Source organism: Methylobacterium carpenticola, assembly GCF_042748905.1.
GTDB classification, from domain to species: Bacteria; Pseudomonadota; Alphaproteobacteria; order Rhizobiales; family Beijerinckiaceae; genus Methylobacterium; species Methylobacterium carpenticola.
In genome coordinates this window covers 321795-346796 of the sequence record NZ_JBHZEO010000001.1, presented here as the reverse complement: position 1 = coordinate 346796, position 25002 = coordinate 321795, and the positions used below count along the sequence as shown (strand labels likewise).

Genomic DNA, 25002 nt, shown 5'->3' with positions numbered 1-25002 from the left:
CGTACTCTCGATTGTTGTCCGGGGACTGGTCCGATTGGATCAGTCCCCGGGTTCCCGGTGAGGAAGCGCCCGGCCTCAGGCGTTGATCACCGCGAACAGGGCGTCCACCTGCGGGACGGACAGGCCCTGGAGCTGAACCGTCGTGAAGGCGTTGGCCTGCGTCGTGGTCAGGGCCCGGATGTCCGTCGAGGACAGGCCGGTCAGCTGGACCGTGGTGAGCGCCGCGATCGCCGTCGTCGACAGGCCGGTGACCTGCGTCGTGGTGAGGGCTGCGATCTCCGTCGAGGTCAGGCCGACGATCTGGGTGGCCGCCAGCGAGCCGATCTGGGTCGTGGACAGGCCGCCGATCTGCGTGGTGGTCAGGGCCGCGAAGTCCGTCGCGCTCAGGCCACCGATCTGCGTGGTGGTGAGAACCGCGATGTCCGTCGTGGTCAGGGCACCGAGCTGCGTGGCCGTCAGCGCATCGAGCTGCGCCGGGGTCATGCCGCCGATCTGCGTGGTGGTCAGCGCCGCGATCTCGGTCTTGGTCAGGCCGCCGATCTGGGTGGTGGTCAACACTCCGATTTCGGTCGAGGTCAGTGCCCCGAACTGCGTGGTGGTGAGGGCGGCGAGCTGCGAGGTCTTCAGCCCGAGCACCTGCGTCGTCGACAGCCCGGCGATTCCCGTGGTGGAGAGACCGCCGATCTGGGTGTTGGTGAGCGCGCCGATCTGGGTGGTGCTCAGCCCGCCGATCTGCGTGGTCGAGAGGGCACCCAGTTCCGTCGAGGTGAGCCCGGCGAGCTGCGCGGTGGTGAGTGCACCAAGCTGGGTGCTGGCGATGGCCTGCACCTGCGTGGTGGTCAGCGCGCCGAGCTGCGAGGAGGTGAGGCCACCGAACTGGGTGGTGGTGAGCACCGCCAGGTCCGTGGTCTCGATCGCCTGCACCTGGGTGGTGGTCAGTGAGGCGAGCTGGCTGGTCTTGAGGCCGCCGAACTGGGTGGTGGAGAGCGCCACCACGTCGCTGGTGGTCAGGCCAGCCAGCTGGGTGCTGGCCAGCAGGCCGACCTGCGTCGAGGAGAACCCGCCGATCTGGGTCGTGGACAGGGCTCCGATCACGGTCTTGGTGAGACCGGTGACCTGAGTGGTGGTCAGCGCACCGAGCTGTGTGGTGGTGAGCGCGCCGAGCTGCGTGGTGGAGAGGGCGGCGATCTGGCTGGTCTTGAGGCTGCCGGCCTGGGTGGTCGACAGACCCGCGATGCTGGTCGTGCTCAGGCCACCGATCTGGGTGTTGGTGAGCGCGCCGATCTGGGTGGTGCTCAGCCCACCGATCTGGGTCGTGGACAGAGCGCCCAGTTCCGTCGAGGTCAGGCCGGCGAGCTGCGCGGTGGTGAGTGCACCGAGCTGAGTGCTGGCGATGGCCTGCACCTGCGTGGTGGTCAGCGCGCCCAGCTGCGAGGAGGTCAGGCCACCGAACTGGGTGGTGGAGAGCACCGCCAGGTCCGTGGTCTCGATCGCCTGCACCTGCGTGGTGGTGAGCGCCCCGAGCTGGCTGGTCTTGAGGCCGCCGAACTGGGTGGTGGAGAGCGCCACCACATCGCTGGTGGTCAGGCCAGCCAGCTGGGTGCTGGCCAGCAGGCCGACCTGCGTCGAGGAGAACCCGCCGATCTGGGTCGTGGACAGGGCCCCGATCACGGTCTTGGTGAGACCGGTGACCTGGGTGGTGGTCAGTGCGCCGAGCTGCGTGGTGGTGAGCGCGCCGAGCTGCGTGGTGGAGAGGGCGGCGATCTGGCTGGTCTTGAGGCTGCCGGCCTGGGTGGTCGACAGGCCCGCGATGCTGGTCGTGCTCAGGCCACCGATCTGGGTGTTGGTGAGCGCGCCGATCTGGGTGGTGCTCAGGCCGCCGATCTGGGTCGTGGACAGAGCACCCAGCTCCGTCGAGGTCAGGCCAGCGAGCTGCGCGGTGGTGAGAGCGGCGAGCTGAGTGCTGGCGATGGCCTGCACCTGCGTGGTGGTCAGCGCGCCCAGCTGCGAGGAGGTCAGCCCGCCGAACTGGGTGGTGGAGAGCACCGCCAGGTCGGTGGTCTCGATCGCCTGCACCTGCGTGGTGGTGAGCGCCCCGAGCTGGCTGGTCTTGAGGCCGCCGAACTGAGTGGTGGAGAGCGCCACCACGTCGCTGGTGGTCAGGCCAGCCAGCTGGGTGCTGGCCAGCAGACCGACCTGCGTCGAGGAGAACCCGCCGATCTGGGTCGTGGACAGCGCTCCGATCACGGTCTTGGTGAGACCGGTGACCTGAGTGGTGGTCAGCGCGCCGAGCTGTGTGGTGGTGAGCGCGCCGAGCTGGGTGGTGGAGAGGGCGGCGATCTGGCTGGTCTTGAGGCTGCCGGCCTGGGTGGTCGACAGACCCGCGATGCTGGTCGTGCTCAGGCCACCGATCTGGGTGTTGGTGAGCGCGCCGATCTGGGTGGTGCTCAGGCCGCCGATCTGGGTCGTGGACAGAGCGCCCAGCTCCGTCGAGGTGAGCCCGGCGAGCTGCGCGGTGGTGAGAGCGGCGAGCTGGGTGCTGGCGATCGCCTGCACTTGCGTGGTGGTGAGAGCCCCGAGCTGGGAGGAGGTCAGGCCACCGAACTGGGTGGTGGAGAGCACCGCCAGGTCGGTGGTCTCGATCGCCTGCACCTGCGTGGTGGTCAGTGAGGCGAGCTGGCTGGTCTTGAGGCCGCCGAACTGGGTGGTGGAGAGCGCCACCACATCGCTGGTGGTCAGGCCAGCCAACTGGGTGCTGGCCAGCAGACCGACCTGCGTCGAGGAGAACCCGCCGATCTGGGTCGTGGACAGGGCTCCGATCACGGTCTTGGTGAGACCGGTGACCTGGGTGGTGGTCAGTGCGCCGAGCTGCGTGGTGGTGAGCGCGCCGAGCTGCGTGGTGGAGAGGGCGGCGATCTGGCTGGTCTTGAGGCTGCCGGCCTGGGTGGTCGACAGACCCGCGATGCTGGTCGTGCTCAGGCCACCGATCTGGGTGTTGGTGAGCGCGCCGATCTGGGTGGTGCTCAGCCCGCCGATCTGCGTGGTCGAGAGGGCACCCAGCTCCGTCGAGGTCAGGCCAGCGAGCTGCGCGGTGGTGAGAGCGGCGAGCTGGGTGCTGGCGATGGCCTGCACCTGCGTGGTGGTCAGAGCGCCCAGCTGCGAGGAGGTCAGCCCGCCGAACTGGGTGGTGGAGAGCACCGCCAGGTCGGTGGTCTCGATCGCCTGCACCTGCGTGGTGGTCAGCGCCCCGAGCTGGCTGGTCTTGAGGCCACCGAACTGGGTGGTGGAGAGCGCCACCACGTCGCTGGTGGTCAGACCAGCCAGCTGGGTGCTGGCCAGCAGACCGACCTGCGTCGAGGAGAACCCGCCGATCTGCGTGGTGCTGAGCGCTCCGATCACGGTCTTGGTCAGACCCGTGACCTGGGTGGTGGTCAGCGCGCCGAGCTGCGTGGTGGTGAGCGCGCCGAGCTGCGTGGTGGAGAGGGCGGCGATCTGGCTGGTCTTGAGGCTGCCGGCCTGGGTGGTCGACAGACCCGCGATGCTGGTCGTGCTCAGGCCACCGATCTGGGTGTTGGTGAGCGCGCCGATCTGGGTGGTGCTCAGCCCGCCGATCTGCGTGGTCGAGAGGGCACCCAGCTCCGTCGAGGTCAGGCCAGCGAGCTGCGCGGTGGTGAGAGCGGCGAGCTGGGTGCTGGCGATGGCCTGCACCTGCGTGGTGGTCAGAGCGCCCAGCTGCGAGGAGGTCAGCCCGCCGAACTGGGTGGTGGAGAGCACCGCCAGGTCGGTGGTCTCGATCGCCTGCACCTGCGTGGTGGTCAGCGCCCCGAGCTGGCTGGTCTTGAGGCCACCGAACTGGGTGGTGGAGAGCGCCACCACGTCGCTGGTGGTCAGACCAGCCAGCTGGGTGCTGGCCAGCAGACCGACCTGCGTCGAGGAGAACCCGCCGATCTGCGTGGTGCTGAGCGCTCCGATCACGGTCTTGGTCAGACCCGTGACCTGGGTGGTGGTCAGCGCGCCGAGCTGCGTGGTGGTGAGCGCGCCGAGCTGCGTGGTGGAGAGGGCGGCGATCTGGCTGGTCTTGAGGCTGCCGGCCTGGGTGGTCGACAGACCCGCGATGCTGGTCGTGCTCAGGCCACCGATCTGGGTGTTGGTGAGCGCGCCGATCTGGGTGGTGCTCAGCCCGCCGATCTGCGTGGTCGAGAGGGCACCCAGCTCCGTCGAGGTCAGGCCAGCGAGCTGCGCGGTGGTGAGAGCGGCGAGCTGGGTGCTGGCGATGGCCTGCACCTGCGTGGTGGTCAGAGCGCCCAGCTGCGAGGAGGTCAGCCCGCCGAACTGGGTGGTGGAGAGCACCGCCAGGTCCGTGGTCTCGATCGCCTGCACCTGGGTGGTGGTCAGTGAGGCGAGCTGGCTGGTCTTGAGGCCGCCGAACTGGGTGGTGGAGAGCGCCACCACGTCGCTGGTGGTCAGGCCAGCCAGCTGGGTGCTGGCCAGCAGACCGACCTGCGTCGAGGAGAACCCGCCGATCTGGGTCGTGGACAGGGCCCCGATCACGGTCTTGGTGAGACCGGTGACCTGGGTGGTGGTCAGTGCGCCGAGCTGCGTGGTGGTGAGAGCGCCGAGCTGGGTGGTGGAGAGGGCGGCGATCTGGCTGGTCTTGAGGCTGCCGGCCTGGGTGGTCGACAGACCCGCGATGCTGGTCGTGCTCAGGCCACCGATCTGGGTGTTGGTGAGCGCACCGATCTGGGTGGTGCTCAGCCCGCCGATCTGCGTGGTCGAGAGGGCACCCAGCTCCGTCGAGGTCAGGCCAGCGAGCTGCGCGGTGGTGAGTGCACCAAGCTGAGTGCTGGCGATGGCCTGCACCTGCGTGGTGGTCAGAGCGCCCAGCTGCGAGGAGGTCAGCCCGCCGAACTGGGTGGTGGAGAGCACCGCCAGGTCGGTGGTCTCGATCGCCTGCACCTGCGTGGTGGTGAGCGCCCCGAGCTGGCTGGTCTTGAGGCCGCCGAACTGAGTGGTGGAGAGCGCCACCACGTCGCTGGTGGTCAGGCCAGCCAGCTGGGTGCTGGCCAGCAGACCGACCTGCGTCGAGGAGAACCCGCCGATCTGGGTCGTGGACAGGGCTCCGATCACGGTCTTGGTGAGACCGGTGACCTGGGTGGTGGTCAGTGCGCCGAGCTGCGTGGTGGTGAGCGCGCCGAGCTGCGTGGTGGAGAGGGCGGCGATCTGGCTGGTCTTGAGGCTGCCGGCCTGGGTGGTCGACAGACCCGCGATGCTGGTCGTGCTCAGGCCACCGATCTGGGTGTTGGTGAGCGCGCCGATCTGGGTGGTGCTCAGGCCGCCGATCTGCGTGGTCGAGAGGGCACCCAGTTCCGTCGAGGTCAGGCCAGCGAGCTGCGCGGTGGTGAGAGCGGCGAGCTGGGTGCTGGCGATCGCCTGCACTTGCGTGGTGGTGAGAGCACCGAGCTGGGAGGAGGTCAGCCCGCCGAACTGGGTGGTGGAGAGCACCGCCAGGTCGGTGGTCTCGATCGCCTGCACCTGCGTGGTGGTCAGCGCCCCGAGCTGGCTGGTCTTGAGGCCGCCGAACTGGGTGGTGGAGAGCGCCACCACGTCGCTGGTGGTCAGACCAGCCAGCTGCGTGCTGGCCAGCAGGCCGACCTGCGTCGAGGAGAACCCGCCGATCTGCGTGGTGCTGAGCGCTCCGATCACGGTCTTGGTGAGACCGGTGACCTGAGTGGTGGTGAGAGCACCGAGCTGCGTGGTGGTGAGCGCGCCGAGTTGGGTGGTGGAGAGGGCGGCGATCTGGCTGGTCTTGAGGCTGCCGGCCTGGGTGGTCGACAGGCCCGCGATGCTGGTCGTGCTCAGGCCACCGATCTGGGTGTTGGTGAGCGCGCCGATCTGGGTGGTGCTCAGCCCGCCGATCTGGGTCGTGGACAGAACGCCCAGCTCCGTCGAGGTGAGGCCGGCGAGCTGCGCAGTGGTGAGAGCGGCGAGCTGGGTGCTGGCGATCGCCTGCACCTGCGTGGTGGTCAACGCGCCCAGCTGCGAGGAGGTGAGGCCGCCGAACTGGGTGGTGGTGAGCACCGCCAGATCGGTGGTCTCGATCGCCTTGATCTGCGTGGTGGTGAGCGCGCTGAGCTGGCTGGTCTTGAGGCCGCCGATCTGGGTGGTGGTTAGTCCGGCAACGCCCGTCGTGTTCAGGCCCGCGAGCTGCGTCGTCGCGAGACCGCCGATCTGCGTCTCCGTCAGGCCGCCGAGCTGCGTGGTCGAGAGGGCGCCGAGCTGGGCGCTCTTCAGGGCGGTGAGCTGGGTCGAGTTCAGGACCCCGAGCTGCGTGGAGGTGAGGCCGCCGATCTGCGTGGTGCTGAGCGCCCCGATCTGGCTGGTCTTCAAACCGCCGACCTGGGTGGTGGTGATGGCGCCGAGCTGGGTGGTGCTGAACTGCCCGACCTGCGTGCTCGTGAAGCCGCCGATCTGGGTGGTGCTGAGCGCGCCGACCTCGGTCGTGGAGAGCGCCCCGAGCTGCGCTGCGTTGAGCACTCCGATCTGCGTGTTCGTCAGCGCGCCGATCTGCGTCGTAGCGAAGGCGGCGACCTCGGTGGTGGTCAGGCCGGCGATCGCGCTCACGCTGATGGCGGCGACCTGCGTGGTCGTCAGCGTGGTCAGGTTCGTCGTGGACAGGACCCCGATCTGGGTCGAGGTGAGAGCCGCAATCCGCGTCGCCGCCAGGGCGGAAATATCCGTGGTGGTCAGACTCTGGATCGTCGTCGTCGAGAGCCCAGCAATCTGCGTCGTGGTCAGGGCATTGATGTTGACAGGCACGGCTGGCTCCAGCGCGGAAGGCGGTCGATCACGAAATCAGTTGCGGTTCACAGCCTCACGCCCCGCGGCCCAATGGCCCGGTGGCGTGAAGCGTGCTGCTCGACGTCAGACGGTGGCTATCGAAGGCTGTCGGACAGGCGGTCCGGGGTCGTCGCGACGGCTGACGTGGTGCCCCGGATGCCTGAGCCTGACCGCGATCTGGGCTCCCTCTGAGCCGACCTGGCTCACCGGCACTCTGAACGGCGCCGCCTTAATTAAGGTTTAAGCGGGGAGAAAAGCGCGCCTTTGAGAACCAATAAGCGCACAGCTGCGACGACCCGATTGACTGCGGAGAACTCGAAAGCGCGGTCAGTTTGACTGCCTGATTCGCAGCGTAAGGCGATGGGCCAGGCAAGACATTATTGTCATAGTGCCTGCGCTCCGTGATGTGGAAGAGCGTTACTCAGGTCCGAACAGCGGCATGCAACAAATGACACAAGTCCATCCCGTTTCGGGAAACGGGATGATGGATCGGCATGCCGGATCCGGGGCGGCCGGACTGGGCTCCGCCCGCGGCGAGGGAGCAGGCCCTCTCCCCTCTCGCCGCGAGGTCCAGAGCGCCGCCGCGGGGTTGTGCCGTCGACGCGCGGCTCAGTTCATCCGCCAGATCGTGGCATTGAGCAGCGTCGCGTAGCCGACCCAGCCCGCATAGGGGACCATCAGCAGCGCCGCCACGCGATCGAGCGGCCAGAACAGCCGGATCGTCCAGAGAATCAGGGCGAGCAGCGCCACGATCACCACGAGTCCGCCGAAGAGATCGTGGGCCGCGAAGAAGACCGGCGTCCAGGCGGCGTTGAGGGCGAGCTGCGCGAAGAAGGTGATGAGCGCGATCGTCCGGGTGCGCCGCAGCGCTCCGGTGGCCGGAGCGGTGCCGAGGATGCGCCAGCAGGCGAGGGCCATCATCGCGTAGAGGATCGACCACGCGACGGGGAAGAGCCAGTTCGGCGGCGTGAAATCCGGCTTGGCGAGGCCGGCATACCAGGTCGGGATGTTCGGCCGGGTGAAGAGCGGGCCGGTGACCGAGGCCGCGAGCACCGGGAGGATCGCGGTCGCGAGACGGGCGGCGCGGGCAGCGGCCGGGGCGGGTGTGGCGGTCGTCATCGGGTCATCCTGCGGAAGGCCCGCTCTGACTTGCGCTCCGGCACCCGTTCTGCAAGGGCGGAGCGGTGCCGCAGGAGACAGCCATGACCCGAGAGACCCCGCCCGCCTGGTCGAAGCGCAGCCTCGCCGCGCAGGCGATGGGACATATCGATCCGCTGACGAAGGCGGTCGTGCCGCCGATCCACCTCGCCTCGACCTACATCCGGGACCCGGATAACCAGTACAGCTCGGGCTATTGCTACGGGCGGCCGGACAACGCCACGGTGCGTGAGGCCGAGGCGGTGCTGGCGATGCTGGAGGAGGCGCCGGCCGGTGCGCTGCTGTTCGGCTCGGGCATGGCGGCGGCCACCGCGGTGTTCGGGGCGCTCGATCCGGGCGACCACGTGGTGGCGCCGACCGTGATGTACTGGGCCCTGCGCCGCTGGCTCTCCCAGGAAGCGACCCGCTGGGGGATCGCGGTCGATTTCGTGGCCACCGACGACCGCGACGCCCTGCGGGCGGCCGTGATCCCGGGCAAGACCAAGCTCGTCTGGCTGGAGACGCCCTCGAACCCGCTCTGGACGATCACCGACATCGCGGCGGCGGCCGAGATTGCGCATGCGGCCGGCGCGCGGCTCGCGGTCGATTCCACCGCCGCCTCGCCGGTTGTCACCCGTCCGCTGGCCCTCGGGGCCGACGTGGTGATGCACTCGGCCACCAAGGTGCTGAACGGGCATTCCGATGTCATCGCGGGCGTGCTCGCGGGGGCGCGGGCGGACGCGTTCTGGGCCCGGATCCAGTCCGTGCGCTCCAGCCAGGGCGCGATCCTCGGCCCCTTCGAGGCCTACCTGCTGCTGCGCGGCCTGCGGACCCTGCACCTGCGCATCGCCGCCCAGATGGCGGGGGCCGCCGCGCTCGCGGAGCGTTTCGCGGCGCATCCCCTCGTCCACGCCGTGCTCTATCCGGGCTTGCCCGATCATCCGGGGCACGCCGTCGCGGCCCGCCAGATGGAGGGTGGCTTCGGCACGATGCTGTCGATCCGCGTGAAGGGCGGCGAGGCGGCGGCGATCGGCACTGCGGCCCGGGTCGGCCTGTGGAAGCGCGCCACCTCGCTCGGCGGCGTCGAGAGCCTGATCGAGCACCGGGCCTCGGTCGAGGGGCCGGGAACCCCCTGCCCCACCGACCTCCTGCGCCTGTCGACCGGGATCGAGGATCCGGAGGACCTGTTCGCCGATCTCGACGCGGCCCTGCGCGGGGCGGCCTGAACCGCTCCTCCGCATGGTGAACCATCTGTCAACAGCCGCTGCGGGAACCCGTCCCGAACCGGGCTCCCGCGGCCGGTCGAACCGAAACCGTTCCGGCGCGTTCCCCCTGCAAAGCTCCTGTCTACCGGGGATCTGCCATGCCCGCCGCCCTGCCCGCCGCGCTTCTCGGTGCGCATCTTCTTCTCGTCGCAGCTGCGGCCGACGGCCCGCCCCGCCTCGACGTCAGTGCGACCTGCAACTCGCCCGGCCGCGCCTCGGTCTCGACCGAGTCGGGCTCGGACGGGTGCATGCGCTCGGAGCGCGCCGCCGGTGACGACCTGCGCAAGCGGTGGGATGACTTCTCCGCCGCGGCCAAGCGGCAATGCTCGCAGCAATCGCGGGCCGGCGGTTTCCCGAGCTACGTCGAGATGCTGACCTGCCTGGAACTGGCGAGCGGCAACGTACCGGTGCGCGGCCCCAACAACCGCGCCACCACGGGCCAGGGCAGCGCCGGCCCGACGACGACGGGCAGCACCCAGAGCGGGCCGGAGGGGAGCGCCCTCACGGACGAGCCCTCGCCCAGCCAGCGCACGGACCCGCTCAAGGTGCTCGGCAAGCCCGCGCGCTGAGAGTGGAGCCGGCGCCCGCTCACCGTGGGAACGAGGCGGCCGCGAGCGTCTCCGGATGCGGCGACGGGGCGGCCTCGATCCCGGCCCGGGCGGCCGCGAGGTCGCGCAGCTCGGGCGCCGGCGCGGTGTCGTCGATCGTCAGGAACAGCTTGCGGCGGCGCGCCCGGGCACCGAGATCCGCACGGCTGGTGAGGACGCTCATCACAGGGCTGGTCAGCAGCCCGAGGGCGACCGGCGCCATCCACAGCGCGAGCAGGATGTCGCCCGCAAGAGCGAGGGCCACCGTGAGGAGCGTGCCCGCGAGGAGCGCGTCGGCCTGAAGGCGGACCGCCTCCGACCACGGCACCTGCCGGTCGTCGCGGACCTGCGTGTCCCAGCGCACCACGCGGCCGGCAAAGGTCGCCGCCACCGCTCCCGCATTGAAGAGCGTGAGAACCGGCCAGAGCAGAACCCAGAGGAGTTGCTCGAGCGCCGCGCTGGCGAGCAGGTTTCGCGTGCCGCCGAAGGCCCGACGACGCTCGCGGCGGGCCAGCACATGCCCGAGGCTGAGCAGCTTCGGCGCGGCGAGAATCGTCAGGGTGAGCGCCGCCAGCGCGTGCGCCGCCGGTCCGGTGCCGGTGAGCCCGTAGCCGAGCAGGCCGAGATCGCCGCTCGCGATCGCCTGCGCGGTTCCGAAGCCCAGGAAGGCGACCCAGAGCGGCGAGACGAGGTAGGACAGGATCCCGGCGGCGAGGTGCCAGCGGCTGCCGGCGGTGAGGCCGGGCAGGCCGATCACGCCGAGATGTTGCAGGTTGCCCTGGCACCAGCGCCGCTCGCGGCCGAGGAGATCGACGAGGTTCGTGGGCATCTCCTCCCAGGTGCCGCCCTCCTCCGGCAGCAGGTGCAGTTCCCACCCGGCCCGGCGGAAGAGCGCGCCCTCGACCGTGTCGTGGCAGAGGATCTCGCCGCCCATCGGCGGGCGCCCCGGCAGCACCGGCAGCTCCGCGTTCTCGGCGAAGGCCCGCACGCGCAGGATGGCGTTGTGGCCCCAGTAGCTGCCATCCGGCCCCTGCCACGTGTCCAGGGCGCGGATGGAGAGGGGTGCGTAGAGGCGCACGGCGAATTGCTGGATGCGGGCGAACAGCGTGTCGCGCCCGGCGGCGTAGCTCACGGTCTGGATCAGGCCGACCCGCGGGTTGTCCTCCATCAGCCGGATCATCCGGCGCATGGTGGCGCCGCTCATCAGGCTGTCGGCGTCGAGCACGATCATGAAGTCGTAGGCGACGCCCCAGCCCCGGCAGAACTCCCCGATATTGCCGGCCTTGCGGCCGGCATTGTCCGGCCGGCGGCGATAGCGCAGGCCCGGTCGCCCGGGGCCGGCCTGCTCCCGCCACGCGAGGGCGCGGGCGAGTTCCCGCTCCTCCGTCGCCGCGATGGCGGGATCGCGCGTGTCGCTGAGGACGACGATGTCGATGTCGCGGCTGTCACCGGTCCGCGCCAGGGAGCGAGCCATCACGCGGATCGCCGCGAAGACGGCGACCGGGTCCTCGGCATGGATCGCCACCAGCAGAGCCGTCCGGCTGCGCCCGGACGCGGTCGCGGGAACGCGGCCGGCCTCCCGCTCGACGGTGGACATCACGCGCCGCCCGAGCCCCGCGGCCACGGCCCCGTAGATGTATTGCCACGCGATGTAGGCCTGCCACGTCATCACGAGGCAGAACAGGCCGAGCACCAGCCCCTCCAGCACGCCGTCCGGCCGGCCGATCGTCAACGCCGCGAGCCATGCGGTCGCGGCGGCGGTGGCGAGGGTCGGGAGCGCCAGGGCGAGGCGGCGCCGGAGGAGCATCCGAGGGGACGGTGAGGCAGGGAGCATGGGGGCGAGGCTCGGAGGATGTGCGGCGGATCGCGGCGCGCCGGAGGGCCGGGGCCGGACGGGCTTCCGTCGAAGGGGCATCGGCAGGTAATGCGGTTGGCGCTGAATGACGCCAGAACGATGACGCCGCGGCGGCCCTGCGGATGCGGCGATCATGCGCGGGCACGGGCCTGCCGGGGATCGGGCGGAGACCCGAAGGAGATGGGTGACGTGGACACGATCTTTGCGCCGGCCTCGGGCTTCGGCCGTGCGGCGGTGGCGGTGGTGCGGATCAGCGGGCCGCGGGCCGTTGCAGTTCTCGAAGTCCTGACCCGGCGGCCCCCTCCCCCGCCGCGGCGCCTGTCCCTGCGCATCCTGCGCGACCCGGGGAGCGGCGAGGTGCTGGATCAGGCCCTCGTCGCCTGGATGCCGGGACCGGGAACCTTCACGGGCGAGGACAGCGTCGAACTCCAGCTCCATGGCGGCCCGGCCGTGCGGATGGCGGTGCTGCGCACTCTCGGGAGCATCCCCGGCCTCGCCCCCGCCGAGCCCGGTGCCTTCACGCGGCGGGCCTTCCTCAACGGCCGCATGGATCTCACGGAGGTCGAGGGCCTCGCCGACCTGATCGATGCCGAGACAGAGGCGCAGCGGCGCCAAGCCATGCGTCAGCTCGACGGGGGGCTCGGCCGGCTGGTGGAGGGCTGGCGCAAAGCGCTCCTCGACGTGCTGGCGATGACCGAGGCGGCCCTCGACTTCTCCGATGAGGGAGATGTGGACGACGCCGCGCTCTCGCAGGCGGGTCTGGCTGCTGCCCGGGACGTCGGTCGCGCGATCCGCGCCGCCCTCGCCGATGGCCGCCGGGGCGAGCGGCTGCGGGATGGCTTGACCGTGGTGCTGGCCGGCGCGCCGAATGCCGGGAAGTCGACCCTGCTCAACGCCCTGGCGAAGCGCGACGCTGCCATCGTCTCCTCCGTTCCGGGGACCACCCGCGACGCGATCGAGGTGCGCTGCGACCTCGGCGGGTTGCCGGTGGTGCTGGTGGACACGGCGGGCCTGCGCGAGAGCGCGGACAGCATCGAGGTGGAGGGCATCGCCCGCAGCCGCAGGCGGATCGCGCAGGCGGATCTGGTGCTCTGGCTCGTGCCGCCCGAGGGGAGCGACGAACCCGCACCGGCCGGCGCGGTGGTGGTTCGGACCAAGGCGGATCTCGCGCCTTCCGGCCCGGGAGGCGGCCTGTCGATCTCCGCCGTCACCGGCCAGGGCCTCGGCGCATTGCTCGACGCGATCGAGGCAGCGGCCCAGGCGGCGCTCGGGGCGGGCGACGCGGTGGTCACGCGCGAGCGGCAGCGCCGGGCTTTGGAGGCGTGCGCGGATCATCTCGACCGCGCCATCGGTGGGGCTGGCGCTCTGCCCGCTGAGCTGGTGGCCGAGGATCTGCGCCTCGCCGTGCGGGCGCTCGGGGTGGTGGCCGGACGGGTCGGTGTCGAGGAGGTTCTGGATCGTCTGTTCGCGAGCTTCTGCATCGGCAAGTGAACGCGTCCGCAAGTGAATGCCTCGGCACGCGAATGCGTCCGCCAGTGAGCGCCGCCTGTTTCACGTGAAACAGCTGCGTCGGGGGCGGGATTCCGCGTTGACGCCCGGGCCGGCTCGGCTCACATCAGACCCATGCACGATCTCGACCGCACCCGTTTCGACGTCATCGTCGTGGGCGGCGGCCATGCCGGCGCGGAGGCGGCGGCGGCAGCCGCGCGCACCGGTGCCCGCACCGCCCTCGTCACCCATCGCCGGGACACGCTCGGCGCCATGTCCTGCAACCCGGCCATCGGCGGCCTCGGCAAGGGCCACCTCGTGCGCGAGGTGGACGCCCTCGACGGCCTGATGGGCCGGGTGGCCGATCGCGCCGGCATCCAGTTCCGCCTGCTCAACCGCCGCAAGGGGCCGGCGGTGCGCGGTCCGCGCAGTCAGGCCGATCGGAAGCTCTACGCGCGCGCCATGCAGGCCGCCCTTGCCGCAACACCCGGTCTCGCGATCATCGAGGGCGAGGCGCACGACCTCTCCGTCACCGATGACCGAGTGGCGGGGGTCGTTCTGGCGGATGGACGCACCTTCCCCTGTGCCGCAATCGTCCTCACCACGGGGACGTTCCTGCGCGGATTGATCCATATCGGCGAGCGGACCATGCCGGCCGGGCGGGTTGGCGAGGCCCCTGCCCTCGGTCTTGCCGCAACCCTGGAGCGCTACGGCTTCGGTCTCGGTCGCCTCAAGACCGGCACGCCGCCGCGGCTCGACGGCCGCACGATCGATTGGGCCGGGGTCGAGAAGCAGGCAGCGGATGACGATCCGGTGCCGTTCTCGACCCTGACCACCCGGATCACCACGCCGCAGATCGAATGCGGTGTGACGCGCACCACCCGGGCCGTGCACGACATCATCCGGGCGAACCTGCACCGCTCGCCGATGTATTCGGGCGGGATCACCAGCCGCGGGCCGCGCTACTGCCCCTCGATCGAGGACAAGGTGGTGCGCTTCGGCGACCGGGACGGTCACCAGATCTTCCTGGAGCCGGAGGGGCTCGACGATCCGACCATCTATCCGAACGGCATCTCCACCGCCCTCCCCGAGGACGTGCAGCGCGCGATCCTGGCTGCGATCCCGGGCTGCGAGCGCGCCACGATGCTGCGGTCGGGCTACGCGATCGAGTACGACTACGTCGACCCGCGCGAACTCGATCCCACTCTTCAGAGCCGCCGCCTCGCCGGCCTGTTCCTGGCCGGGCAGATCAACGGGACGACCGGCTACGAGGAGGCTGCGGGTCAAGGCATCGTCGCGGGGGTGAATGCGGCCCGTCTCGCAGGCGCGGCCGATCTCGCCGTGTTCGACCGGGCCGAATCCTACATTGGCGTGATGATCGACGATCTCGTCACCCACGGGGTGAGCGAGCCCTATCGCATGTTCACCTCGCGCTCCGAATATCGTCTGAGCCTGCGGGTCGACAATGCCGATGAGCGGCTGACCCCGCGCGGCCTCGCCCTCGGCTGCATCTCGGCCGAGCGGGCGCGCCACTTCGCCGAGAGCCGCGCCGCCCTGGGATCGGTCCGGGCGCGTCTCGATGCACTCAGCCTCACGCCCACCGAGGCGGCACAGTACGGCCTCAGCCTCAATCGGGATGGTATCCGCCGCTCGGCTTACCAGCTCCTGTCCTACCCGGAGATCGCCTGGGAGCGTCTCGCGGCGATCTGGCCGGAACTCGGCGCGGTGCCCGCTCCCCTCGCCGACCGGCTGCGCACGGATGCGACCTATGCCGTCTATCTCGACCGGCAGCAGGCGGACATCACCGCCTTCCGGCGGGACGAGGCCGTTCGCCTGCCCGCCTCCCTCGATTACGGCCGCATCGCCGGGCTGTCGAACGAGCTTCGGGTGAAGCTGGAAGGCGTCCGTCCGCTCACGCTCGGCCAAGCCGCGCGCATCGAAGGCGTGACGCCCGCGGCGCTCACGCTGCTCGCGGCCCATGCGCGCCGCCTGCCCGCATCCCCCGTGATCGAGGCATGAGGGCCATGTCCGATCGCGACCGGGTCCTCGCCGCGGCGGGTGTTTCACGTGAAACAGCCGCCGCCCTCGACCTCTACGTCGCCCAGCTCGCCCGCTGGCAGACGATCAAGAACCTCGTCGGACCATCCACCCTCCCGGAGGTGTGGACACGGCACGTGGCGGATTCCCTGCAACTCCTCGACGCGGCTCCGGGCGCGACGCGCTGGCTCGATCTCGGTAGCGGCGCCGGAATTCCCGGCCTGATCCTCGCCATCGCCGGACGCGAGTCGCGGCCTGGCCTGCGCGTCGATCTCGTCGAGAGCAACAGCCGCAAGGGCGCCTTCCTGCAGGAGACCGCACGGCTGACCGGAGCTCCGGCCCGCATTCACGTGGCGCGGATCGAGAGCGTGGTCGGCCGCTTCGCCGCTACGGAGATCGTCTGCGCCCGGGCTCTCGCCCCGCTCACGCAGCTCATCGCCTGGACGGCGCCGCTGTTGAAAAACGGCACCATCGGGCTGTTTCCGAAGGGCCGCGAGGCCCAATCCGAATTGACCGCCGCTCGCGAAACATGGACATTCGAGGCGGACGTGATCCCGAGTCGGACCGATTCCTCGGCGGGAATCATCCGCATTTCCAGCTTGAGCGACCAGCTTCCATGATCGTGGACTCTCCCGAGGCACCGGCGAGTGGCGTTTCGCGCCCCCTCCGCATCATCGCGCTCGCCAATCAGAAGGGCGGCGTCGGCAAGACCACGACCGCCATCAACCTGGGAACCGCGCTCGCCGCCATCGGTGAGCAGGTGCTGATCATCGATCTCGATCCCCAGGGCAACGCCTCGACGGGGCTCGGCATCGACCGGCGGCAGCGCCGCCTCTCCACCTACGACGTGCTCGCGGGCGACGCACCCTTGCGGGAGGCCATCCAGGTGACGGCGGTCCCGCGTCTCGCCATCGCCCCCTCGACCATGGACCTGCTCGGCCTGGAGATGGAGATGGCGACCGCCGCCGACCGTGCCCAGCGGCTGCGGCGCGTGCTCGAACCGGTGACGAACAGCGACCTACCGGAGGATGAGCGCTTCACCTACGTGCTGATCGATTGCCCGCCCTCGCTCAACCTGCTCACCATCAACGCGCTCACCGCGGCCGACGCGGTGCTGGTGCCCCTGCAATGCGAATTCTTCGCCCTGGAGGGCTTGAGCCAGCTCCTGCGCACCGTCGAGCAGGTGAAGGGGGCGCTCAACCCGCGCCTCGCCATCCAGGGCATCGTTCTCACCATGTTCGACCCGCGCAACAACCTGTCATCGCAGGTGGTCGCCGATGTGCGCGAGTTCATGGGCGACAAGGTCTACGAGACGATGATCCCGCGCAATGTGCGCGTGTCCGAGGCGCCGTCCCACGGCAAGCCGGTGCTGCTCTACGACCTGAAATGCGCCGGGTCGCAGGCCTATCTGCGGCTCGCCTCCGAGATCATCCAGCGCGAAGGGCGCCTCCCCGCCGCCGCCTGACCGGCCCGGGGCACAGACGAGGATAATTCCAGATGGCGGACGAGGTAGTCCGGCCGCGGCTCGGGCGTGGGCTCGCGGCATTGATCGGCGACGTTGGTGACGATGCGCCGCCGCCGGCGCCGGATCGCCGGGGCCAGCGCAAGGCACCGATCGAGTTCCTGCGGCCGAACCCGCGCAACCCGCGCCGTCACTTCGCCGAGGCGGAGCTGGAGGAACTGGCGGCCTCGATTCGCACCCGCGGGGTGATCCAGCCCATCGTCGTGCGCGCGGTCGCCCAGGTGCCGGACACCTTCGAGATCGTGGCCGGCGAGCGGCGCTGGCGCGCCGCGCAGCGGGCCGGCCTGCACGAGGTGCCGGTGGTGGTGGTCGAGATCGACGACCGCACCTCGCTCGAATACGCGATCCTGGAGAACGTCCAGCGCGCCGACCTCAACCCGATCGAGGAGGCGGCCGGCTACGAGCGGCTGATGAGCGAGTTCCGCTACAGCCAGACCGAGCTCGCGGAGATCATCGGCAAGAGCCGCAGCCATCTCGCCAACACGCTCCGCCTGCTCAACCTGCCGCCCGTCGTGCAGGAGCAGGTCATCGCCGGCACGCTCACCGCCGGCCACGCCCGCGCGCTGCTCTCGGTGAAGGATCCGGAGGCGGTGGCGCGCCGCGTGATGGCCGAAGGGCTCACCGTCCGCGAGGTCGAGGCCCTGGCGGCGGCCGAGCAGCCGGCGGAGGCCGGGCCGCGGCCGGGTCGCCCGCGCAAGGCCGTGCCGGAGAAGGATGCCGATACGCGGGCGCTGGAGCGGCGCCTGGAGGACATCCTCGGCGTCACGGTGTCGATCGAGCATCGCGGCAATGGCGGCGAGGTGCGCCTGCGTTACGGCACCCTGGATCAGCTCGACGGCCTCTGCCGCCGGCTGGAGATGCAGGGGTGAGGCAAGCCGCATTCGCCGCGGGATCGGCGTTCAGGGCGCTCCGAGGGCCGGCTTCGCCGGCCACCTCCGGATGAGGACATGGCGGCTTACCGAGATCGGGGCGCGTCGCGCGGACCAGCAGGGCGCTTGAGAGGGGAGGGCGCTCGGGCTGCTCAGCCCCGGCGCCCGGCCTCCAGAGCGAGACGCAGGAAGACATCGCCCGCGACCGCGTGCGCGAAATCGCCGTCCGCCCGGCGGCAGGCCAGCACCGCCTCCTGAAGCCGGGTCACCGCCCGGCGCAGGCCGTCCGGCGACCAGCGCGCGAGCTGGGTCTCGACGATTCTTTGCCGGCGAAAATGCAGGCCGCGCCAGTTCGCCACCATCTGGCCCGGGCTCTGGCCGGCGCCATCGAGCCGGACGGTCAGCAGGGTCAAGGCGTGGCGCAGGGCGGCCCCGAGCATCACCGAGGCATCCATGCCCTCGACCTGGAAGCGGCGGTAGGTCCGCTCCGTGTCTGCGGGCTGCCCGGCGAAGGCCGCGTCGATCAGGGCGTTGAGCACCGAGCCCGAAACGTCGCTCGCGATCGCCTCGACATCCTCCAGGGTGATCTCGCCGCGGCCACGCGCGTAGAGGGCGAGCTTCTCGATCTCGCCGAGACTTGCCCGGCGGTCGCCGCCAAGGCTCGCCGCGAAGATCTCGCGGGCGTCCCGGGCGATCCGCAATCCCTCGGCCTGAAGCCGGCTATCGATCAGCTCGGCGAGGGCTCGGGCGTCGTCCGGATAGCAGGGGAGGGCGAGTGCCCGCTGCGAGCGCTCGCAAAGCGATCGCAGAGGGGAGGACTTCGCGAGGTCGCCGGCCTCGACCACGATGCGGGTCGCGGCGACATCCGCCTTGAGCACGGCATCCACCGCCGGGGCGTAATTGCGGCTTCCGGGCCGTACCCAGATCGCGCGCTGGCCGCCGAACAGGCCCACCGTGCCGGCCTCGTCCACGAGACGGCCCGGATCGCCCGCGAGCGTGTCCCCGTCGAGCTTCACCAGGGCGAACGGGTCGGACGGGTCCGGCACGGCGCTCTCGGCGAGCCGGCGGGCGCGCTCCGCGACGAGGCCCGTATCGGGACCGTAGACCAGGATCACCGCGATGCGCGGATCGGGGCCGCGCCGCAGCAGCCCCTCGATGTCGCCGGGGCGGACCGCCGTCACGGCTGGGTGGCGAGCATCGCCGCCACCCGCGCCTTGATCTGGTCGGCGAGGAGCTTGGCGAGGCGGATCTCCGCTTCGCGGGCAGCCCGCAGACTGGCGAAGCGCTGGACCGAACGGTCGTAGGTCACGAGCCCGGTGGCCGTGCCATCGGTGACCGAGCGGCTGCCGTCGAGGGGCACGACCTTGTAGGTGGCGGTGCCGTAGAGCGTGGCGGATTCGGCCCGGGCGGTGACCGAGCTGACGATCGGCGTCTGCACCGTCTCGCTCACGGCGAGTTCGAGCCGGTAACGCTTCTCGGAAGGCTGGCCGGAGCCGTCGAGATCGAAGACCAGCTCGCTGCGCAGGTAGTGGCCGAGCCGCTCCTGCCCCTGAGGCGTGGTGGCCTGATCGACCTGAATCGAGGCCAGAACCGCACTCAGGGGCGCGCCCGACGGGGTCGGCCCGTAGAGCGGCCGGAAGCAGGCCGAGAGGCCCAGCATCAAGCCTGCCGCGAGCGCCAGCCGTTTCACCGTCCCGACCCTGCTGCGTGCCATCCCGGTCCCGTCCTACGCGTGGCGCGGGTCGCCGCCCGGGTGGACGGCGGCCCGCACGAAGCCAAGCCTGCGCCAGCAGGCCTCACCAAAGCCAAGCCTGCGCCAGCAGGCCTCACGAAGCCACAGGCCTGCGCCAGCAGGCCATAAGCATGGATGCTTAAAGAAGCTCTGCGGCAGGAGCGTGATCGCGGGGCGCGATGTCCCCGCTTTCCCCTCTATGCGACCACGTTGACGATGCGCTTGGGCACCACGATCACCTTGCGGGGCGCCTTGCCCTCGAGGGCCCGCTGCACCGCTTCGAGGGCGAGCACGGCGGTCTCGACGAAGGCGGCATCCGCCTCCCGGGGCACGGTGACGTCGGCGCGCTTCCTGCCGTTCACCTGTACCGGCAGGGTCACGCTGTCCTCGACGAGGAGGTCGCGCTCGACCTCGGGCCAAGCCGCCTCGGCGACGAGGCCCGTCCGCCCGAGCACGGCCCAGGCCGCCTCGGCGAGATGCGGCATCATCGGGGCGAGGAGCTGCACGAGGATCGTGCCGGCTTCCAGGAGGGCGGGGCGGCCGAGCGCCGCCTTGCCCGTCAGCGCGTCCTGGAGGGTGTTGGCGAGCTCGTAGATATGCGCCACGCAGCGGTTGAAGCGCAGGCGCTCGATATCCTCGCCCACTGCCGCCAGCGCCTTGTGGGCGGCCTTGCGCAGGGCGAGATCCGCGGCGGCATCGCCCGGGGTCTCCGGCCGCTCGGCGATCTCGTTGACGAGGCGCCAGACGCGCTGGACGAAGCGGGAGGCGCCCTGCACCCCGTCCTCGGTCCAGATCACGTCGCGCTCCGGCGGCGAGTCGGAGAGCATGAACCAGCGGGCGGTGTCGGCGCCGTAGGAGGCGATGATGTCGTCGGGGTCGACCACGTTGCGCTTCGACTTCGACATCTTCTCGATCGAGCCGATGCTGACCGGATCGCCGGTTTTCACGTGAAAACCGCGCCGCTCACCATCCTCGACGCTGATGCGCACCTCGGAGGGCTGCACCCAGCCGCCGGCCGCGTCCTTGTAGGTCTCGTGGACCACCATGCCCTGGGTGAACAGGCCCGCGAAGGGCTCGTCGGCGCCGCCCCAGCCGACCTTGCGCATCGCCCGCGCGAAGAAGCGTGAGTAGAGCAGGTGCAGGATCGCGTGCTCGATGCCGCCGATATACTGGTCGACGGGCAGCCAGCGGTCGGCCGCCGCCGGGTCGGTCGGCGCGTCCTCCAGCCAGGGAGCGGTGAAGCGGGCGAAGTACCACGAGGAATCCACGAAGGTGTCCATCGTGTCCGTCTCGCGCTTCGCCGGCTTGCCGCAGGTGGGGCAGGGGACGTTGCGCCACGCGGCGTCCCGCTCCAGCGGGTTGCCCGGCTGGTCGAAGGAGACCTCCTCCGGCAGCTTCACCGGCAGGTCCGCCACCGGCACCGGCACCACGCCGCAGGATTCGCAATGGATCACCGGAATCGGGCAGCCCCAGTAGCGCTGGCGCGAGATGCCCCAGTCGCGCAGGCGGAACTGCACCCGGCGCTGCGCCACCGGCGCGTCGCCGAGCCGCTCGGCTTCGAGTCGCTCGGCCACCGCCGCGAAGGCCTCGCCCGCCGTCATCCCGTCGAGGAAGCGCGAGTTGATCATCCGGCCGTCGCCGTCATAGGCGGTGTCGGTGATCACGAAGCTCGCCGGGTCGACGTCCGGCGGGCAGACCACCGGGGTGTTGCCGAGGCCGTACTTGTTGGCGAAGTCGAGGTCGCGCTGGTCATGGGCCGGACAGCCGAACACGGCGCCGGTGCCGTAGTCCATCAGCACGAAATTGGCCACGTAGACCGGCAGCAGCCAGGACGGATCGAGCGGGTGACGCACCCGCAGGCCGGTGTCGAAGCCGAGCTTCTCCGCGGTGTCGATCGCCTCCTGGGCCGTGCCCATGCGGTGGCACTCGGCGATGAAGTCCTGCAGGGCCGGGGATTGCGCCGCGAGCGCGCCCGCGAGCGGATGGTCGGCGGCGATGGCCAGGAACTTGGCGCCGAACAGGGTGTCGGGCCGCGTGGTGTAGACCTTCACGTCGGGGGCCGCGCCGGCGGGCGGGGTGTCGAGGGCGAAGCGGACCTCCAGCCCCTCGGAGCGGCCGATCCAGTTCTTCTGCATCAGCCGGACCTTCTCCGGCCAGCGCTCCAGGGTGTCGAGCCGGTCACTCAGGTCCTGGGCGTAATCGGTGATCCGGAAGAACCACTGGGTCAGCTCGCGCTGCTCCACCAGCGCGCCCGAGCGCCAGCCGCGCCCGTCGATCACCTGCTCGTTGGCGAGCACGGTGTGGTCCACCGGGTCCCAGTTCACCTTGGCGGTGCGCCGCGTCACCAGCCCGGCCTTCAGGAAGTCCAGGAACATCCGCTGCTGGTGCTTGTAGTAGGTCGGATCGCAGGTCGCGACCTCGCGGCTCCAGTCCAGCGACAGGCCCATCGCCTGGAGCTGCGCCCGCATCGTCGCAATGTTGGCGTAGGTCCATTCGCGCGGGTTGATCTTGCGCTCCATGGCGGCGTTCTCGGCCGGCAGGCCGAAGGCGTCCCAGCCCATCGGATGCAGCACGTTGAAGCCCTTGGCCCGCTTGTAGCGCGCCACCACGTCGCCCATGGCGTAGTTGCGCACGTGGCCCATGTGGATGCGTCCCGACGGGTAGGGGAACATCTCCAGCACGTAGTAGGTCGGCCGCGGGTCGTCGTTGCGGGTGCGGAAGAGGTCGCGCTCGGCCCAGACCGCCTGCCAGTGCGGCTCGGATTCCTTCGCGTTGTAACGTTCGGCCATGGGGAGCGTCTTCATCGAACCGGCGGGCGCCGGCTGCGGGAGCCGGCACCGGAAAAGCGAAACGGGAAAGCGCCGCGGCGGCAAACGGTTGAGCTTGCCCGGCCCGGCGCCGCCGGACTAGGACACGGTTTGGTCCCCGGGGTCAACGGTTGAGCCGGCCGGGGCGGCACCAGGGAGAGCCGGAATGATCGAGCCCGCGACGGTCGCGGCGAATCTGGCGGCGGTGCGGGCCGAGATCGCCCGCGCGGCCCTCGACCACGAGCGCGATCCGGCCTCCGTCGCCCTGATCGCGGTCTCGAAGACGGTGCCCGCCGAGGGCATCCTGCCCGCCCTGGAGGCTGGCCAGCGGCTCTTCGGCGAGAACTACGTTCAGGAGGCCAAGGGCAAGTGGCCCGCCCTGCGCGAGCGCTTCCCCGATGTCGAGCTTCACATGATCGGCCCGCTGCAATCGAACAAGGCGCGGGAAGCGGTGGAGCTGTTCGACGTGATCCACTCCCTCGACCGGCCCTCCCTGGCGGCGGCCCTGGCCAAGGAGATGCAGCGCACGGGCCGGCAGCCGCGCCTGCTCGTGCAGGTCAATACCGGTGACGAGCCGCAGAAGGGCGGCGTGTCGCCGGGCGAGATCGATGCCTTCCTGACGGCCTGCCGGGACGCGCACGGCCTCGCCATCGCGGGCCTGATGTGCATTCCGCCGGCGGAGGACCCGCCTTCGGCGCATTTCGCGCTGCTGGCCCGCATCGCGGCCCGTCACGGCCTCGGCCTGCTCTCGATGGGAATGAGTGCGGATTACCCGGCGGCGATCCAGATGGGCGCGACCCATGTCCGCGTCGGCACGGCGATCTTCGGGGCGCGGGCGGCCAAGGGGTGAGGGGCACGCGGTGCCGTCCATTGCCGGTTTCGGCGGCGACAGCGGCCCTCATGCTGAGGTGGCCGGCCGGCCCTCGAAGCACATCCGTGACCGCCCCGTCCGGGCACAGTGGAGCGCTGGTCCGGGGTGCTTACCGGCTCCGCCCGCCGGAGGGCGCCAGGCGCCACCTCGGCATGAGGACGGGTGTGGTTTCCGAATCCCGTCCGATGCCGCGTGATCAGCGCCTCGCGGGGCGCAGGACCGCTCGCCCGAATCCGGGTCTGGCTCCGGACGACCGCCGCTCAGTTCGTGTGCAGGAGCCGGATCTCCTCGCGGGCCTGCTCCAGGAAGCGCAGGCGATCATCGTCCGACAACGGCACGATCGCGTCGACATCCCCGCGATACCGCACCCCCCGGTCCCAGAGGGTCCCCTTCGGGCCTTCCGCGGCATGGATCTGCCGCGCGCGCACGATTTCGGTCGCAGTATAGGCGTCGAGCAGCATGCGCGTCTCCCTGTCTCGATGGTTGTGAGATCGGCGGCACCCTACAGGACGTTTACGAATATGGCGAGCGTGGCAGCGTTACCAATATTTCCGAACGACGGTTGATGTTCTTGCTGCGCCGCAACAAGGGGCGCGGATACGACGCCCGGACCGGCATCCATTGTGCGGATGCGAAAAGAAATATCAGATCAACAAGCGCGTCTTCGGTCCGAGCCGGATCAGGAGACGGCGCAGATCCGGCCGACGCAGGGCGACGCAGCCCTCGGTGGGCGCGAAGCCCGGCCGGGCGACGTGCAGGAAGATGGCGCTGCCGCGCCCGCGCCGGATCGGGCCGCGGTTGTAGTCGAGGTCGATCACGAGGTCGTAGACGGCGTCCTCGCGCCACATCCGCTCGGCGCTCACGCCGGGGGCGGGGAGGGGGATCGGCCGGTTGTAGCGGCGGTCGCGCGGGTCGTCGCACCAGCCGTCCCGCGGGCGGATCGGGCGGAGCGCGAGGCCGGTGCGGGGCCGGGCGCCGAGGTGATCGGGCCGGTAGAAGCCGGCGCGCAGGCGGAACCGGCCCCGCGGCGAGGCGCCGTCGCCCTCGCGCTTGACCCAGGTGCGCCCGGTCTTGCCGAGGGCGCAGGGGACCTGCACCGGGCCGGCGATCAGGGTGCCGCGGGACGGATCGAGCACGGTCGCGCGGACGCGCAGGAGCGGGAGAGTGGTACGCTTCATGACGGCCGAGGTTTAGGACGGGTGCGGGCGCGTTTCCAGGCGCAGCGGGAGGGCCGGATGACGGGACAGGGCAGTGACACGGCGCCGGACTGGCTCGGCTGGCTGCCGCGGCGGCTCCTCGCCCTCGACGTCGAGACCACGGGGCTCGATGCCGGTGACCGGATCGTCAGCTTCGGCGCCGTCCTCCTCGACACCGCCTCGTTGCTGGACTCCCGGCCGCTGCTGACCTGCCACCACCTCATCTTCGATCCGCAGCGGGCGAGCCATCCCAGGGCCGAGGCGGTCCATGGCTTCGACGACTGGCTCCTGCGTCATCAGGAGCCCGCCGCCCGCCACCTCGACGCACTCGCGTCCCTCATCGGCGCGGCCGATCTCGTCGTGGCGCACAACGCCGATTTCGACCTCGGCTTCCTCCGGCGCGAATTCGCCGCCGCGGGCCGGCCGGCCGTCGCGATGCGCAGCTACTGCACCATGGAGGCCTACCGGCGCCGGGGCGAGACGGGCTCGGCCTCCCTCGATGCGGTCTGCCGCCGCGTCCGCCTGCGGCGGGAAGGCGAGCACCACGGTGCGCTGGAGGATGCCTGGCTCGCCCTGCGGGTCTATCTCTGGCTGCAAGGCTGCCCGGTGAGGGTCGCGCGGCCGGATCTCGGCCCGCCGACGAACCTGCGCCCGCCGCCGCCCCGTCCCGACGGAAAGCTGCCTCCGCGCCCGTCCGGCTGAGCAGGGTCCGGGCCGGTGCCGCACGGGTCCCGGCCCGAGGGCCGGCCGCGTGGGATGGGATCCGAAATCTGCGACGGGCCGGCGGGCCGCCACGACG

General features: G+C 70.9%; 17 protein-coding genes. 9 read left to right on the top strand and 8 right to left on the bottom strand.

The window, feature by feature from the left end; translation table 11 throughout:
• Positions 1-75: 75 nt before the first annotated feature.
• Both ACE101_RS01765 and ACE101_RS01760 read right to left on the bottom strand, forming a co-directional pair.
• Complete coding sequence (locus ACE101_RS01765; protein ID WP_379125813.1) at positions 76-6816, bottom strand: hypothetical protein; 6741 nt, start codon at positions 6814-6816, stop codon at positions 76-78.
• 630 nt (positions 6817-7446) lie between these two features.
• Positions 7447-7956 (bottom strand): TspO/MBR family protein, encoded by a 510-nt coding sequence (locus ACE101_RS01760; protein ID WP_379125811.1) that lies wholly within the window; start codon positions 7954-7956, stop codon positions 7447-7449.
• Between the two features lie 83 nt (positions 7957-8039).
• On the opposite strand from ACE101_RS01760, the gene ACE101_RS01755 reads away from it, so the two are divergent.
• Positions 8040-9200, top strand: a complete 1161-nt coding sequence (locus ACE101_RS01755; protein WP_379125809.1) for a trans-sulfuration enzyme family protein — start codon at positions 8040-8042, stop codon at positions 9198-9200.
• 137 nt (positions 9201-9337) lie between these two features.
• Positions 9338-9808, top strand: coding sequence for a hypothetical protein (locus ACE101_RS01750; protein WP_379125807.1), 471 nt, complete (start codon positions 9338-9340; stop codon positions 9806-9808).
• A gap of 19 nt (positions 9809-9827) precedes the next feature.
• Here ACE101_RS01750 and mdoH read toward each other — a convergent pair whose 3' ends face one another.
• A complete protein-coding gene (gene mdoH, locus ACE101_RS01745; protein WP_379125806.1) occupies positions 9828-11660 on the bottom strand; it encodes a glucans biosynthesis glucosyltransferase MdoH in 1833 nt (610 codons plus the stop codon).
• Between the two features lie 201 nt (positions 11661-11861).
• Here mdoH and mnmE point away from each other — a divergent pair, with 201 nt between their 5' ends.
• From mnmE to ACE101_RS01720, 5 genes are all read left to right on the top strand, one after another.
• Positions 11862-13172 carry a tRNA uridine-5-carboxymethylaminomethyl(34) synthesis GTPase MnmE gene (gene mnmE, locus ACE101_RS01740; RefSeq protein WP_379125804.1) on the top strand — a complete coding sequence of 437 codons (1311 nt, stop codon included), beginning with the start codon at positions 11862-11864 and terminating at the stop codon, positions 13170-13172.
• A gap of 132 nt (positions 13173-13304) precedes the next feature.
• Complete coding sequence (mnmG, locus tag ACE101_RS01735; RefSeq protein WP_379125803.1) at positions 13305-15188, top strand: tRNA uridine-5-carboxymethylaminomethyl(34) synthesis enzyme MnmG; 1884 nt, start codon at positions 13305-13307, stop codon at positions 15186-15188.
• A 5-nt stretch (positions 15189-15193) separates the two neighbouring features.
• Positions 15194-15826: a 16S rRNA (guanine(527)-N(7))-methyltransferase RsmG gene (gene rsmG / locus ACE101_RS01730; RefSeq protein WP_379125802.1), complete on the top strand. Its 633-nt coding sequence runs from the start codon at positions 15194-15196 to the stop codon at positions 15824-15826.
• The gene (locus ACE101_RS01725) at positions 15823-16671 is read left to right on the top strand and encodes a ParA family protein (RefSeq protein WP_379125800.1); all 849 of its coding nucleotides are present in this window, start codon (positions 15823-15825) and stop codon (positions 16669-16671) included. Before rsmG ends, ACE101_RS01725 begins: the two co-directional genes overlap by 4 nt.
• Positions 16672-16703: 32 nt before the next feature.
• Complete coding sequence (locus ACE101_RS01720) at positions 16704-17597, top strand: ParB/RepB/Spo0J family partition protein (RefSeq protein ID WP_379125798.1); 894 nt, start codon at positions 16704-16706, stop codon at positions 17595-17597.
• Between the two features lie 152 nt (positions 17598-17749).
• On the opposite strand, the gene holA is transcribed toward ACE101_RS01720, so the two are convergent.
• From holA to leuS, 3 genes are all read right to left on the bottom strand, one after another.
• The gene (gene holA / locus ACE101_RS01715; protein ID WP_379125797.1) at positions 17750-18778 is read right to left on the bottom strand and encodes a DNA polymerase III subunit delta; all 1029 of its coding nucleotides are present in this window, start codon (positions 18776-18778) and stop codon (positions 17750-17752) included.
• Positions 18775-19311, bottom strand: a complete 537-nt coding sequence (locus ACE101_RS01710; RefSeq protein WP_379125796.1) for an LPS assembly lipoprotein LptE — start codon at positions 19309-19311, stop codon at positions 18775-18777. The genes holA and ACE101_RS01710 overlap by 4 nt, the downstream gene beginning before the upstream one ends.
• Positions 19312-19526: 215 nt before the next feature.
• The gene (leuS, locus tag ACE101_RS01705) at positions 19527-22118 is read right to left on the bottom strand and encodes a leucine--tRNA ligase (protein ID WP_379125795.1); all 2592 of its coding nucleotides are present in this window, start codon (positions 22116-22118) and stop codon (positions 19527-19529) included.
• 184 nt (positions 22119-22302) lie between these two features.
• Between leuS and ACE101_RS01700 the strand changes: the two genes are divergently transcribed.
• Complete coding sequence (locus tag ACE101_RS01700) at positions 22303-22986, top strand: YggS family pyridoxal phosphate-dependent enzyme (protein ID WP_379125794.1); 684 nt, start codon at positions 22303-22305, stop codon at positions 22984-22986.
• Positions 22987-23267: 281 nt separating this feature from the next.
• On the opposite strand, the gene ACE101_RS01695 is transcribed toward ACE101_RS01700, so the two are convergent.
• Complete coding sequence (locus ACE101_RS01695) at positions 23268-23468, bottom strand: hypothetical protein (protein ID WP_379125793.1); 201 nt, start codon at positions 23466-23468, stop codon at positions 23268-23270.
• A gap of 183 nt (positions 23469-23651) precedes the next feature.
• Positions 23652-24185: a L,D-transpeptidase family protein gene (locus ACE101_RS01690; protein WP_379125792.1), complete on the bottom strand. Its 534-nt coding sequence runs from the start codon at positions 24183-24185 to the stop codon at positions 23652-23654.
• Between the two features lie 57 nt (positions 24186-24242).
• Here ACE101_RS01690 and ACE101_RS01685 point away from each other — a divergent pair, with 57 nt between their 5' ends.
• Positions 24243-24905 (top strand): 3'-5' exonuclease, encoded by a 663-nt coding sequence (locus ACE101_RS01685; protein ID WP_379125791.1) that lies wholly within the window; start codon positions 24243-24245, stop codon positions 24903-24905.
• Positions 24906-25002 lie beyond the last annotated feature (97 nt).